The sequence below is a fragment of the Geobacter sp. genome (assembly GCA_009684525.1).
Lineage (GTDB): Bacteria > Desulfobacterota > Desulfuromonadia > Geobacterales > DSM-12255 > Geoanaerobacter.
In genome coordinates this window covers 630,883-644,699 of record WKKR01000002.1, presented here as the reverse complement: position 1 = coordinate 644,699, position 13,817 = coordinate 630,883, and the positions used below count along the sequence as shown (strand labels likewise).

The following is a 13,817-nucleotide window of genomic DNA, read 5'->3' as shown; positions in this document are numbered from 1 at the left end:
CGTTAGATGGTTACGCCGCTTATTTAGCGAGGCTGACCCAGGTAATAGCGTTGCCGCTGGTTATGGTATTGATGGATGAATCGGCAAAATGGTAGGGGGCGAACACAAGCCCCTTCGGGACGCGGGAACCAACCTTCACCGCCAGTTTCACCTCGCCGGTTGCCGAGGAAACCTTCACGGTTTCACCGTCCTTCACGCCGACAGCTTTTGCATCCTCTCTGCTCAACTCTATATACCCGGCAGGGCATACCAGCATCGGCCCTTCACCGTAGAGTGAAAGCGTGCCGCAGTGATTCAGTGCGGAGCCGGTTACCAGCGCAAACTTTCCGGCCTCGGAAGTCGGCACGGCAGCAGGGACCGGAACAAACGTCGCGGTTCCCGAAACGGCCCTGATGGCGCCGTTATCGCCGAGACCGGCCTGCGTCAGGCCTGCATAACCAGGTACCGTAGCAGCAAGATCAAGGAAAGCGGCCGCAGAGTTCGCATAGGCTGGCTGACCAGTGATCGCCTGGAAAAGTCCGTTCAGGATAGCAAGGTCGCTCCGGGACTGGCCGATTGCCTTGATTGCCGGGTTGATCCGCTGCACAGCACCGCCAACACTGGTAAAGGTCCCCTCCTTTTCTGCAAAAGAGCACGCAGGAAGTACCACGTGTGCCTTGGCGGACGTTTCCGTCAGGAACAGTTCGGAAACCACCAGGAATTCCACTGCATCGAGCGCTTTTTCCACCTGGGAACGATTAGGATAGGAAACAACCGGGTTTTCACCGGCAATGAACAGGGTCTTAATGCTGCCTGCGGCGCATCCCGCCAGGATCGCCTGGGCTTCCTTGCCACCAGCGGTGGGGTAGATAGCGAGATCGGCAGCACCCTGGCTGTTGTTTTTCTCGCCAAGGATGAGAACACCGCACCCTTCCTTGCCGACGCGACCGGTGAGCAGAGCGAGGTTGATGACGGCCTGCGCCATCTCCTTGCCATGCCCAGGGTAGCCCATACCGGTAGGGAGAATGATGAGGGCCTTTTCCGCTGCAGCATAATCGCGTGCCAGACCTTTGATGGTATCGGTGTCGACACCGCACTGAGCGGCAACCTGATCGATCGCACAATTGGCAAGTGACTGTTGCCAGGCGGAGAATCCGCCGATTGCCTGCGCAGCTGCCGCATTGTGCAGGCTTTCATCGAGAATGACCTTGGCAATGGCATTGACGAGCAGAAGATCAGCACCTGCTTTGTGCACATACGTCTGTGCGTTGGGCAGTTTGGAGAGCTTGCCTTTCTTGTCGGAAAGTAGCCTGATGTCTACACCGTGCTGCTTCACTGCCAGGTTTATCTCAAACCCGAGAACCGGGTGAGTTTCATAGGCATCTGTCTTTATAACCAGCAGGAGATTAGTCTTCTTGATGTCGGCGATGACTGATGGTGATCCAGCATAGCCGAGGCTCTCTTTTGCACCTGCAGTAAGAGCCTTGTGTGAGTAACCACCTGCATGGTCTATGTTGTCGCAGCCCAGAGTCTCTTTGAACAACTTTTTCATGACGAAAAGCTCTTCATTGGTGAGACGCGGAGAGACCAATGCAGCGAGGGAATCGGGTGAACCTTTTGCATCGCCCAGACGCTTGGCAACGAGGCCAAGTGCTTCGTCCCAGCTTGCCGGCTCCAACTTGCCGTTCTTGCGGATCATCGGCGTGGTAAGCCGCTTTTCGCTGTTGACGAACTGATATCCCCAGCGACCACGCGTACAGAGCTGTCCGTTGTGGAAACCCTGATTCTCGTCGTAGATCGTGGTCATGACTTCGTTGTTTTTCACACCGAGGGTCAACTGACAGCCGGTACCACAGTAGGAGCAGACCGACTTGACTTTGTTGAGTGACCACCAGCGTGCCTTGAATTTGAACGGCCGGCTGATGAGAGCGCCAACGGGGCAGACCGATACGCATGAGCCGCAGAATTCGCAGTTCAACGGACCGTCGAATTCGGTACCGATCCGTGCCTGGATACCGCGATTGATGAAAGAGTATGCGCCGAAGGAAACGATCTCGTCACAGATACGTGCGCACTTGCCGCAATGGACGCAACGATTCATATCCCGCTCGATGAGCGGATTTTCATAATCGATCTTCCAGTTGAACTTCTCATCCTGGAAGCGGTTGGTATTGACCTGATATTCGTAGGTCAGATTCTGCAGATCGCAGTCGCCCGCGGCATCGCACACCGGACAATCGATGGGGTGCTTGAGGAGGAGCAGCTCAAGGACCATCTTCCGGGCCTTGATGATCTCATCCGTCGATGTCCTGACGATCATCCCTTCAGTTACCGGTGTGGTACACGCCGGGATCTGTCGGCCTTTCATCTGTTCGACTTCGACGAGACACATGCGGCAGCCGCCAAAGGGCTGCAGCTTCTTGTCGTGGCAGATGATGGGGATGCGAATGCCGGCAGCTTTGGCAGCATCGTATATGGTGGCATCCTTGGATACCGTTACCTGCTTGTCATCGATTGTAAGAGTAACCATCTCGACCTCTGTCTCCCTCGGATGTTTGACTTACAGCTCGCAGCTACTCGATGGCCATGAAACGGCAGGCGTCGTAGCAGGACTTGCACTTTGTGCATTTTTCCTTGATAAGCTCGGCTACCTGACCCTTTTCCCACTTGATGGCATCCACCGGACACGCCTTGAGACAGGCACCGCACTTGACACACTTCTCTTCCACAACCTGCCACAGGAGGAGTTCCTTACAGCAGTTGGAGGGACAGCGCTTATCAAGGATATGAGCTTCATATTCATGACGGAAATATTTGACCGTAGACAGAATCGGGTTCGGTGCAGTCTGACCGAGACCACAGAGCGATGCCTTCTTGATGGTGTTACCCATCTCCAGCAGCGTCTCGATATCAGATTCCTGACCACGCCCTTCAGTGATCCGCTCCAGGATGTCGAGCATCGCCTTCAGACCGATCCGGCAGGGAACACACTTACCGCAGGATTCATCACGGGTAAAAGTAAGGAAGAAGCGAGCCACGTCGACCATGCAGGTCGTTTCGTCCATGACAACCAGACCACCCGAACCCATCATGGCACCGGCCTTGATCAGGGAGTCATAGTCAACCGGCGTATCAAGGATCTCAGCCGGGATGCAGCCACCAGACGGACCGCCTGCCTGTACCGCCTTGAATTTGCGGTTGTTGGCAATGCCACCGCAGACATTGTAGATAACCTCGCGGATGGACATACCTGCCGGGACCTCAACGAGGCCGGTGTGCTTGACCTTGCCGGTTACGGCAAAGATCTTGGTCCCCTTGGTCGTTTCCGTACCGAGCGAGGCGTACCATTCTGCACCGCGGAGGATGATATGGCGAACGTTGGCAAAGGTCTCGACGTTGTTGATGTTGGTCGGCTTCGCCCACAGACCCTTGACTGCCGGGAACGGAGGTCGTGGACGGGGCATGCCGCGCTCACCCTCGATGGATGCCATAAGAGCGGTTTCTTCGCCGCAGACAAAGGCACCGGCCCCCTTCTTGATCCGAAGGTTGAAGTCAAACCCGAGCCCCATGACGTTGGTGCCGAGATACCCCTTCTCGTAGCAGACATCCAGGGCCATCTGCAGACGTTCAATGGCCAGAGGATATTCCGCACGGACATACACGTACCCAGCTGTGGCGCCAATGGCGAATCCGGCAATCATCATCCCTTCGATAATGCAGTAGGGGTCGCCTTCGAGGATGGAGCGGTCCATGAATGCGCCTGGATCGCCTTCGTCGGCGTTGCAGATGATATATTTGTGATGACCGGGGCTTGCTGCGCAAAAGGACCATTTCATGCCGGTCGGGAAGCCACCGCCCCCACGACCGCGCAGACCCGACTTCTTGACCTCGTCGATGACCGAAGCAGGGTTCATCTCCTTGACGCACTTTTCAATGGCCTTGAAACCGTCTTCTTCAAGGTAAGCGTCAAGTTTTTCCGGGTTGATCTGGCCGCAGCCGGTCATGACGACTCGCATCTGCTGATCAACGAAGGTGTTGTAATACGGTTTCGCCTTCCGCTTTTCCAGGACAGTCTTGTTGACGATATGCTCATCAACAAGCATTTCCACCTCTTCCGGCTTGACGAAGTCGTAGGTAACCCGACCCTGTTCCTCGGTGATGATGTCAACGAGAACGTCGTTGGCGCAGAGTCCGCGGCAGCCGGTCTTGATGACGTCACAGCGCTTGCCGACAGTGGCGTTGACACCCTTTTCGTTGATCACCCTCGTGAACTCGGCCTCGACCTCTTTGGCGCCCATCGAGACACCGCCGGTCCCCTGACAGATCAGAATTTTTATCGCTGCGTTTTCGCTCATAACTGAATTGTCCCTTACTGGATAGTATCGAGCTACTTACTTTTTCATCGGCCGCTGGTTGTAATCGGCAATGATTTGATCGACTTTCTGGACCGTCATTTGCCCGTAGGTTGAATCATTAACCATTGCGAGGGGCGCCATTCCGCAGGCTCCGAGACAGGCGACCTTTTCAAACGTGTAGCGCAGGTCAGGGGTTGTCTCTGCATGACCTATCCCGAGTTTGTCGAAGAACGTTTCGACGATTCGGGGCGCGCCCTGAACGTGGCATGCGGTTCCTACGCAGACGCGGATGATGAAGCGACCACGCGGCTTGAGATGGAACTGGGCATAAAAGGTCAACACGCCAAAGATCTGGCTCGGATAGACATTCAGGCGTTCGGCCACCAGATCGATGGTCGGTCTGGGAACATAACCATACTCGTCCTGGATCCCCTGCAATACCGGCATCAGGTTGCCGGGCAGGGTCAGATACTTGTCGATGATATGGTTTGCTGGCTCGAGATCTATCTCTTCAGCAGGTGCTTCTTCAGCTTTCGTTGCTTCGGCCGGAGCGTTGCTCATTACTCCCTCTCCTTTGTCGCGGTGACGTTACCGGTCGATTTCACCAAGCACGATATCCAAGGTTCCGATGACTGCTACCAAGTCGGCGAGCATCGAGCCCTTTGCCATCTTCTCGATCGCACCGAGGTTCACGAATGAGGGTGGGCGGATCCTCATGCGGTAGGGCTTGGGTCCACCATCACTGACGAGGTAGAAGCCAAGCTCACCCTTGGGAGCCTCGACGCTCTGGTATACTTCACCTTCCGGTACGGGGAAACCTTCACTGGCAATCTTGAAGTGGTGAATCAGCCCCTCGATGGTGTTGTACACATTCTCTTTGGGGGGGTAGCAGACCTGCGGATCATCGGCAAGAATCGGTCCCGGCTTCAGGGATTCGAGGGCCTGCTTGACGATCTTGACCGCTTCGCGCATCTCCACCAGCCTGACCTTGTAACGGTCAAAGGTGTCGCACTTCTCGCCCACGGGCACGGCAAACTTGTATTTTTCGTAGCCACTGTAAGGATTGTCGCGCCGGAGATCCCAGTCAACGCCGGAACCACGCAGGGCAGGACCGGTGATGCCATAACTGATGGCGTCTTCCGCCGAGATCACGCCATTGCCAACCGTACGCTGGAGCCAGATGGTGTTCTTGGTGAGGAGCCCTTCATAGACATCGAAATATCCGGGGAAGGTATCGATGATCTCACGAACATCCCGCTCGAAACCGTCGTACACCTCCGACGAAAGCCCGCCGACCCTGAAGTAGTTGCTGGTCATGCGCGCACCGGAGATTTTCTCGTACAGCTCCATGACCTTCTCACGCTCACGGAAGGCGTAGATAAAGACCGTCATGGCACCGATATCGAGGGCGTGACAGGCAATCCAAACCAGGTGCGACTTGAGACGGGTAAGTTCGGCGAGGATGACCCGGATCGTCTGGGCACGTTCAGGCACCTCTATTCCGAGCAGCTTCTCAACTGCCAGAACATATCCCAGGTTGTTGCTCATCGGCGCCAGATAGTCGAGACGGTCGGTAAGCGGGATTGTCTGGTGGTAGGTGCGGTGCTCAGAGAGCTTCTCGACCCCACGGTGAAGGTAGCCGATGTGGGGTGTAATCTTTTGAACGATCTCGCCGTCCAGCTCGACGACCATTCGCAGAACGCCGTGGGTACTGGGGTGCTGCGGTCCCATATTGACTGTCATTATCTCTGTAGCCATTGCTCGCCTCTGTATCCTCTAGTGAAGTTGATTTGTATGCACGAGAATGTGAGCCGCCTAGGAGACGCGACCCTGATACGGTTCGCGGTCCGGGCCCTGAACCGGATAATCTTTCCGGAGAGGATGCCCGACCCAATCATCCGTCATAAGGATCCGGCGCAAGTCAGGATGATTGTTGAACACGAGTCCCATCAAATCGTAAACCTCGCGCTCAAGGAAGATGGCTGATTTCCAGAGCCCTGAAACCGTATCTATGGTACAGTCAGCTTCGGGCACAGCCGCTCTGACAAAGAAGCGGTCTTTTTTCGGGATGGAGTACAGGTTGTAGACCGCCATGAATCGCGGCTCCTGCTTCCCGAGGTAATCCACGGCGAGAACGTCAGTCAGGAGATTGTACTGTAGCGAGTCCCGCAAGAATGTGCAGATCTCGACGATGTTCTCCCTCGGGACAGTGACGGTCACCTGGCCGCGAAATTCCTTGGCGTCAAGGATCAACGATGCGAACTTCTCTCTCAACTTTATTACTGCGCGATTATTTTCAGCCATAACCGTTCTTTCCCCTTATGAATGGTTTGGTTACGCAGCCGACACGATTCGATCGCCCAGGCCGATTGTCGATCCGAAGGAATTCTTTTCCTTCATGATCTTGTCCTGCAGCTTGAGCAGGCCATACAGCAGGGCCTCCGGCCGCGGCGGGCAACCCGGAATGTAGACATCAACCGGCAGGGCGGTATCTATCCCTTGCACAACACTGTAGGTATCGAATACCCCTCCGGAGCATGCACAGGCACCCATGGCGACAACCCATTTCGGCTCCGGCATCTGCTCATAGACAGTCTTAATCACCGGCAGCATCTTCTTGGTAACGGTTCCGGCGATTATGATGCAGTCCGACTGGCGCGGCGAAGCCCGGAAGATGATACCGAAGCGGTCCAGGTCATTGTGGGATGCCCCAGTGGCCATCATCTCAATGGCGCAGCAGGCAAGACCGAAGGTCATCGGCCAGATTGAGGACTTTCTCGCCCAGTTGACGAGTCCATCCAAGCTCGCGGTGATGATGTTATCTCCCAACGGCTGATCTACTCCCATTCCAGTGCTCCTTTTTTCCAGACGTAAATATAACCGACAAAGAGGATGACGATGAATATCCCCATCTCAACCAGCCCGAACATTCCCAGCCTCTTATACAGGACCGCCCAGGGATAGAGGAAAACTGCTTCAATGTCGAACAGGATGAAGAGCATTGCGATGATGTAGAACTTGACGGAAAAACGTTCGCGCGCGGAACCAACCGGCTCGCAGCCGCACTCGTAAGGAGCGAGCTTGACGACGGACGGTTTCTTCTGACCGATCAGCGACGAAAAGGTCAGCGCGACAACGCCAAAAATCGCCGCAATTATTACCAGCAGGATAATCGGTAAGTAGGCACCTAGCATATGCAGCTTCCTCCACTCTGGGGTTACGCTCGACCTGTGCAGCCTGTTGTCGGCTTTTCAAATCGGGCTATATCTCTGCTTTATAATTCACGAAATATCTATAAGTTAAACAAGTCTTTCTCTTCACTGACACGTATACTGTATACAAGAATCGATCGGGAAAATATGCCATTTCTTAACCGATGTCAAGAAAAAAAAACTCTAATTTTAGCCACACCCAACACCCCCCCAGCTGCTCAATACAAGCTTCTGCAGTCAGCCCCTGTTACCATCCACTTACGCCTTGACACGCGTCGCGCATATATGCTAACAAGGCCTTGATTTATATAGAATTCTTTACCGAGGTGCCAGCCATGCAAAACAGCCGATCACATCAGCTTTTCACCCAGGCGCAGCAGGTTATTCCCGGCGGTGTCAACAGTCCGGTACGTGCCTTCAGATCCGTGGGCTCAGACCCGCTCTTCATCAAACGCGCATCCGGTTGCACCATCTTTGACGAGGATGGCAATTCCTATATAGACTTTGTCGGTTCCTGGGGACCGATGATCCTGGGGCATTGTCACCCCCAGGTGATCTCCGCCGTCAAAACCGCCATGGAGAACGGCTGCAGCTTCGGTGCCCCCACCGAGCTGGAGGTGACGCTCGCCGAGATGGTGGTCAAGGCGGTCCCGTCCATTGAGATGGTGCGCATGGTCAGTTCCGGCACCGAGGCGACCATGAGCGCGATCCGCCTGGCGCGCGGCTATACGAACCGGGACAAGATCCTCAAATTCTCCGGCTGCTACCACGGACACTCCGATGCCCTGCTGGTGAAGGCAGGCTCCGGCGCCGCCACCTTCGGCGTACCCGACTCTCCGGGAGTACCGGCAGACTTTGCCAAGCTCACCCTCACCGCCCGCTACAACGACCTGGAATCGGTCCGCGCACTCGTTGCCGAAAACAAGGGCCAGGTCGCGTGCATCATCATTGAGCCGATCGCCGGCAATATGGGGACCGTCCCCCCCAAGGCAGGATTCCTCGAAGGCCTCCGCCAGCTCTGTACCGACGAAGGGATCGTGCTGATATTCGACGAGGTCATGAGCGGATTCCGTGTTGCCTATGGCGGCGCCCAGGAGGTGTATGGCGTCACCCCCGACATGACGACCCTCGGCAAGATCATCGGCGGAGGGCTGCCGGTTGGCGCCTTTGGCGGCAAGAAAGAGATCATGTCGCTTCTTTCCCCGGCTGGCGGCGTCTACCAGGCGGGCACACTTTCGGGCAACCCTCTGGCCATGACCGCCGGGATCGAAACCCTGAAGCTCCTCCAGCGCCCCGGCTTCTACAAGGAACTGGAAGAAAAGAGCGCTTATTTCGCCGCCGGCATCGCCAAGGCAGCCGCAGACGCCGGGTACCCGCTCTACTCGACCCGCGTGGGGAGCATGGTCTGCGCCTTCTTTACCAAGGGTGAAGTCCACGACTGGGACAGCGCGGCGGCCTGCGACACCAAGGCGTTCGCGAAATACTTCAGGCTGATGCTGGAAGAGGGGATCTATCTGGCACCGTCGCAGTTTGAGACCGCCTTCGTCTCCATCGCCCACACCCAGGCAGACCTGGACCGGACGATAGCGGCGGCGGCAAAGAGCTTCAAGTCCCTGTAGACCGCAATTACTGCAGACGCGAATAAGAGGCCCGCTGGATCAGAAATCCAGCGGGCTTTTTGCTTCCTTGATCGACGCAATATAGTGAGCAGCATCCGCATCCCGAACTTCGGCAACGTCCACAGCCTCAACCTCTCCAGCCCCACCCCATCCACAGTCAATCAGTTAATGAAAAGCTATCATGATTCAGTTAAGCATATACTCGTGCTCCCAGTCGGCGCTACTCTGTCATAAGCTGGCGAAATAACGAATGTGCCTGACTCGCTTGCTGCTGTGACAGTTGATACTTCAGTTAGAGCTAAATTCACCTTGCCTGTTGTGAGAAGCTGGTGTAGTAATCTTCAGTGAATCAGTGAGTTACGAGGGAAGCAACTCCCAGCTTAGCAACTAGGGAGCCTGCATTTACGTGTGTTCGCAAACAGTAGCGGAATTAAATAAACTGTCCCCGGAATGGCCACGTGGGAGTAGGAAACCAAAAATGAGAATCATGAGGCCGTCCCGTTTGACACCGACCGGACACCCCGCGAAGGGTTCCAGTAGCTATAGAGGGAAAAGAAGACCGTTCAACGAAAAAGGGAATATTATTTAATGGATACCCGGAACGTCATTTTCATAAGCCATGCCACTCCCGACGATAACGAGTTCACTCGCTGGCTGGGCCTGCAACTGGCACAAGAGGGATATTCCATCTGGTCGGATGTTACCAAATTATTGGGTGGCGAGTCGGGGAATTCCGGGGACAGTTTACATAATTAAATAGAGATAAATATACTGTCCCCAGAAATCCCCTGTCCCCAGAAATCCCCCAGAACAAAAAACCGTTAAATCAAGGGAAGGAATGCTATTCCCTTATTGACACTGACAGACATATCAGGAGTTGGTCGCAAAACAAGGAAGAATTAAGGAGGTCAGATGGATACTCAGACTGCACAAAATGACGATAGTAACTTTATGAATCGCTTGGATTCGCAAATTGCTTTTCAGCGAAAATGGCGTCTTATAATGATGACCACTTATATCTCAACCACGATATTCATTATGTTGTTTTCATCGTCAGCAACTATTCTCGCTGCTATCGAACTTAGTCATTATGCTGCGATAGCCGCTGCTGCAACTACAGTTCTTGTCTCAATCGAGAAAAGCCTTCTATTTAGAGAGAAATGGAAGCTACACGTGACCATTCAAACCAATTTAGAGAATATAAAGTTGCTTTACGACACAAAACACATAGATCTTAAAGAGGCAGCACATGAGGTAGTAAACATCATGGAACGTTACTCTACAGAATTACCAATATCCTCTCGCGATTAAGAATAAGTATTTGAGAAGGAACATGTGATGTCAGGGGAGGATAACAAGGGCAACAATTGAAATTTAACAAAACTGAAAAAACTGCATGAATAGAGGAGTTACAGCTATACAGTTGGGAATAGCCGCCTTGCCAACTACCGGATCGATAGGTGAGAAATAATGACAAATACGGAAGGCAAAAGTGAACCTAGCCATAGAGGTAAAACGACATGACACTAGAAACCATTTTCTATACTCAGATCACCTCGGTGATTGCCTTTATCTTTGTGGTGTTTGGCGTGTACCGACTGTTGGTCCAGCAGAAAGATGCTACGATCGAGCAACTAAAGGAGCGGTTGACGTATCTGGAGACAAAAGTAAAAGATTTTGAAAAGCAAAGTCCGGACGTTATGGTCGAATCATTACATCGGAGGGTTGAAATAGCTAAAGCTGAAATCTTACGACTGAAGGATGAGGGCGAAGAATACAAAGGTCAGGTAACGGGCAAAGAGGAAGAATTACACGGACTCAAATTTAAATTGGAAAAATTGGCTGCGCTCTTAGCTGATAGCGACCTTGTTTGTCCAGACTGCGGTGCTCCTTTAGTTACCAGGAATTACTATACGATATATGGTCCAGGGGATCAGGATGCAGACGTAGAGTATGCTGAGTATGAATGCGGGTATGTCCGCGACGAGGGCAATGAAAGAGGAAACCGGCCATGCGGTGCAAGAGGAACCTTCGAAGGTGAGACCTAGGCATAACCAGATAAGCCAACGGCAAAAAAGGTGAAATCCCAACAAGCCCCATGGACGCCGACCGCCCGAAAACCTGGGCGGGCGGGTCATGGCCGGCCCCGTTGGTACAACCCAGATGAACTAGAAGGATTCAGAAAGCCTATTTAAGCCACCGCACTGCACAAAACCTGACTTGAGGTGTAAGTTGACCAATGAAATTATCAAGCAAACATTTCTAGACGCAGCGGAAGCGTGGGTCTGCGATGGCTACTCACTAGATATCCGATATCTTGCCGAAGTGGATGGCGAAAGCATTCGTCTATGGGACGCGTCGATTGCCTTGAACCCCTTGCCGGCAAAGCAGGACTTGAGCTTTCGAATCGAGTCCACTAACTTTGTTGTTGGTCAGATCCAGCACCCACATGAGAAAAAGAAGTTGCTGCTCACCATGTTGGATAGAGCAACAAAAGGTGTACTTCAACTTTCCGATAAGAAGCTGATTCTACCAGGAGATCAACCATACAATTTCTACACTGAGATGAGCCAGCGTGAGCGCTGGTTCTCGGAGTTGCATCTACAGGTTAGTGGTGACCGTAGACAACTGCCTTCTCCGAATCTGTTTGCGACTATCGACAACACATTGAGGGCATCGCAACCGCCGTTCGATGGCCTTGCCGACGTAACTTCGTGGCTGGGGCTTTCCGCGCCGGATGCAAGCGTAACCCCACCATCCATAGGCATTCGGGTGGGGCCGCCTGTCGACTTGATTTTCGACAGGTGCGCGTTGGTCGACGATCGTCTCCACCTGACCCTGCATGCTCACCCAAAATTCGATGTCGCCAACGTCGGACTTGCTTTACGCTCGGTACCAGGGAATGGGCTGGACGCACGAAAACAGGTCTCGAGTGAGATCAGGTGGAGCCGTGTTCGGAATGGACGCAGGGAAGGTACGGCTCAAATCGACCTTGTACATGCAGACAACGTTCTTAGCATTTTGATGATTGGAAGTTCGACGGTTCGGAGGCAGTGGTTTCTTGATCCGACAAAGGCACGCAACAACCGACTTCTTGCAATTCAGCACTTTGACAAAGATCTTAGAATGGTCAGAAATGCTGTACTCGAGTCGTCTGATTCTTCGAAGTTTGAGCAAGGTGTGGCTGCGTTACTCTTCCTTCTTGGATTCAACCCCTGCGTTCAGCTAGAGACCGACTCACCGGACTTAATCGTCACGACCCCAGGCGGAAGGCTTGCAATCGTTGAATGCACGACGCGTATTGCAGACTTCGCATCGAAGGTCGGAAAGCTAGTAGATCGGCGTGGTGCACTATCAAAGTCATTGGTTGCTAGCGGACATCCAGCGTTGGTGTCTGCCGTGCTGGTATGCAGGCTCCCACGAGACCAAATCGCTGCATATGCTAACGAAGTTCGTGCACACAATGCAATACTTGTCACTCGCGAAGATCTTGCGGCTGGTTTCGATCGTGTCCGCTTCCCGAGCGACCCAGATCGTATTCTTGAAGAGGTGCATGCTCGCATTACCGCCATTGTGGAAACCTAGAAGGGACTGAAAAGCTAACGAATCGCGCCTGGGGCCGCAAGCCTCCCCTCCTACCAGGTGAGCAGAAAATAAGGACATAGAGAAACAAAATGACATTGCTCGTTTCATGGGTTGGCGTAGACGCTCATGGCACTGCGTCAGCATACATTGCAGCGGATAGTCGAGTGAGTTGGGGCAAAATTGCCAGTTTTGACCATGGGAGGAAGGTGTTTGCTTTTCGCCTCTCACCGGACATTCTTGGTTACTGCGGTGACGTGCTTTTCCCCACGATGGTCCTTTCTCAGATAACAGAAATGGCTGACCAAGGTCTTCTTTTCTCTCCTCAGGCAAACTGCAAAGAACGTTATGAGGCAATCAAGGAAAAACTCGTTCAACAGTTTCAGACCTATCCGAAAATGGTTGAGGAAATCACGGCTCCAGTTCTGCAAGTGCTTCACATTTCAAGAAACCCAATAAAAAACACTGAGTTTTCATGCTGGCTTATTGAATGGACGCGGAAAAAAGGTTGGGCTGGCAAGAAAATCAACATGCCTTCAAGTTCTGGCGTTCTCTTTTCGCTTGGATCAGGAAGCGAGGAATTCAACAAGAATTATGCACGGTACGAGAGCGGGCCAAATCGAGGCACTAGCCGTAATGTGTTTCATTGTTTCTGTGACACATTGTTTAATGTAAAAGATGAAAAATGCGGAGGTTCACCGCAACTTGTTGGAATATATCGAAAACCAAACTCAGCCGCTTTGACATTCGGCATTATCAGAAAGAAAAAAAGATATTTCTTGGGCGCAAGAATTGGCAATGGTGCCGATTTTGAAGGAGTTGAATGGAGAAATGATCTGTTTGAACTTTGTGATGGACTAACGATGAAACTTCGCCCAGATGCTCAACCTCAACCAGACGATTTAAGGAGAAAATAGAAAAGGCAACTCCCTGGACCCCTCACCAGTTATGCTTTACGCCACAGTTTATGAGGGGGGCGAGGTGCTGTCGGAGGTCTCGGTGTTATTCGCCGAGACCTCCTACTCAGGGTTTTGATGTCTGTTGGCCTATGAGAGCAGCCTTACTCCAGG

Annotated in this window: 12 protein-coding genes; 5 read left to right on the top strand and 7 right to left on the bottom strand. The window is 53.1% G+C overall.

The window, feature by feature from the left end:
* Positions 1-19: 19 nt before the first annotated feature.
* The 7 genes from GJT30_09065 to GJT30_09035 are packed head-to-tail and all read right to left on the bottom strand — an operon-like array spanning position 20 to position 7,528.
* A complete protein-coding gene (locus GJT30_09065) occupies positions 20-2,509 on the bottom strand; it encodes a molybdopterin-dependent oxidoreductase (protein ID MSM39751.1) in 2,490 nt (829 codons plus the stop codon).
* A 43-nt stretch (positions 2,510-2,552) separates the two neighbouring features.
* Positions 2,553-4,334 (bottom strand): NADH-quinone oxidoreductase subunit NuoF, encoded by a 1,782-nt coding sequence (nuoF, locus tag GJT30_09060; GenBank protein ID MSM39750.1) that lies wholly within the window; start codon positions 4,332-4,334, stop codon positions 2,553-2,555.
* A gap of 36 nt (positions 4,335-4,370) precedes the next feature.
* Positions 4,371-4,895, bottom strand: coding sequence for an NAD(P)H-dependent oxidoreductase subunit E (locus GJT30_09055; GenBank protein MSM39749.1), 525 nt, complete (start codon positions 4,893-4,895; stop codon positions 4,371-4,373).
* 27 nt (positions 4,896-4,922) lie between these two features.
* Positions 4,923-6,092 carry an NADH dehydrogenase (quinone) subunit D gene (nuoD, locus tag GJT30_09050; protein ID MSM39748.1) on the bottom strand — a complete coding sequence of 390 codons (1,170 nt, stop codon included), beginning with the start codon at positions 6,090-6,092 and terminating at the stop codon, positions 4,923-4,925.
* Positions 6,093-6,149: 57 nt separating this feature from the next.
* The gene (locus GJT30_09045) at positions 6,150-6,638 is read right to left on the bottom strand and encodes an NADH-quinone oxidoreductase subunit C (GenBank protein MSM39747.1); all 489 of its coding nucleotides are present in this window, start codon (positions 6,636-6,638) and stop codon (positions 6,150-6,152) included.
* 30 nt (positions 6,639-6,668) lie between these two features.
* Entirely contained in the window at positions 6,669-7,181 is a 513-nt protein-coding gene (locus GJT30_09040) for an NADH-quinone oxidoreductase subunit B (GenBank protein ID MSM39746.1), read from the bottom strand.
* A complete protein-coding gene (locus GJT30_09035) occupies positions 7,172-7,528 on the bottom strand; it encodes an NADH-quinone oxidoreductase subunit A (protein MSM39745.1) in 357 nt (118 codons plus the stop codon). The genes GJT30_09040 and GJT30_09035 overlap by 10 nt, the downstream gene beginning before the upstream one ends.
* 353 nt (positions 7,529-7,881) lie before the next feature.
* Here GJT30_09035 and hemL point away from each other — a divergent pair, with 353 nt between their 5' ends.
* The 5 genes from hemL (at position 7,882) to GJT30_09010 (ending at position 13,664) form a co-directional block, all read left to right on the top strand.
* Positions 7,882-9,165, top strand: coding sequence for a glutamate-1-semialdehyde 2,1-aminomutase (hemL, locus tag GJT30_09030; protein ID MSM39744.1), 1,284 nt, complete (start codon positions 7,882-7,884; stop codon positions 9,163-9,165).
* Between the two features lie 912 nt (positions 9,166-10,077).
* On the top strand, positions 10,078-10,476 hold the full coding sequence (locus GJT30_09025) for a hypothetical protein (GenBank protein MSM39743.1): 399 nt from the start codon (positions 10,078-10,080) through the stop codon (positions 10,474-10,476).
* A gap of 209 nt (positions 10,477-10,685) precedes the next feature.
* Entirely contained in the window at positions 10,686-11,213 is a 528-nt protein-coding gene (locus tag GJT30_09020) for a hypothetical protein (GenBank protein MSM39742.1), read from the top strand.
* Between the two features lie 184 nt (positions 11,214-11,397).
* Positions 11,398-12,750, top strand: a complete 1,353-nt coding sequence (locus tag GJT30_09015) for a hypothetical protein (protein ID MSM39741.1) — start codon at positions 11,398-11,400, stop codon at positions 12,748-12,750.
* 89 nt (positions 12,751-12,839) lie between these two features.
* Positions 12,840-13,664, top strand: coding sequence for a hypothetical protein (locus tag GJT30_09010; GenBank protein ID MSM39740.1), 825 nt, complete (start codon positions 12,840-12,842; stop codon positions 13,662-13,664).
* Positions 13,665-13,817 lie beyond the last annotated feature (153 nt).

What these genes read in the sequence shown, in the direction of transcription:
- GJT30_09045 (MSM39747.1), bottom strand. Translation starts at nt 6,638, where the DNA reads ATGGCTGAAAATAATCGCGCAGTAATAAAGTTGAGAGAGAAGTTCGCA.
- GJT30_09065 (MSM39751.1), bottom strand. Translation starts at nt 2,509, where the DNA reads ATGGTTACTCTTACAATCGATGACAAGCAGGTAACGGTATCCAAGGAT.
- GJT30_09040 (MSM39746.1), bottom strand. Translation starts at nt 7,181, where the DNA reads ATGGGAGTAGATCAGCCGTTGGGAGATAACATCATCACCGCGAGCTTG.
- GJT30_09035 (MSM39745.1), bottom strand. Translation starts at nt 7,528, where the DNA reads ATGCTAGGTGCCTACTTACCGATTATCCTGCTGGTAATAATTGCGGCG.
- GJT30_09025 (MSM39743.1), top strand. Translation starts at nt 10,078, where the DNA reads ATGGATACTCAGACTGCACAAAATGACGATAGTAACTTTATGAATCGC.
- hemL (MSM39744.1), top strand. Translation starts at nt 7,882, where the DNA reads ATGCAAAACAGCCGATCACATCAGCTTTTCACCCAGGCGCAGCAGGTT.
- GJT30_09020 (MSM39742.1), top strand. Translation starts at nt 10,686, where the DNA reads ATGACACTAGAAACCATTTTCTATACTCAGATCACCTCGGTGATTGCC.
- nuoD (MSM39748.1), bottom strand. Translation starts at nt 6,092, where the DNA reads ATGGCTACAGAGATAATGACAGTCAATATGGGACCGCAGCACCCCAGT.
- GJT30_09055 (MSM39749.1), bottom strand. Translation starts at nt 4,895, where the DNA reads ATGAGCAACGCTCCGGCCGAAGCAACGAAAGCTGAAGAAGCACCTGCT.
- nuoF (MSM39750.1), bottom strand. Translation starts at nt 4,334, where the DNA reads ATGAGCGAAAACGCAGCGATAAAAATTCTGATCTGTCAGGGGACCGGC.
- GJT30_09010 (MSM39740.1), top strand. Translation starts at nt 12,840, where the DNA reads ATGACATTGCTCGTTTCATGGGTTGGCGTAGACGCTCATGGCACTGCG.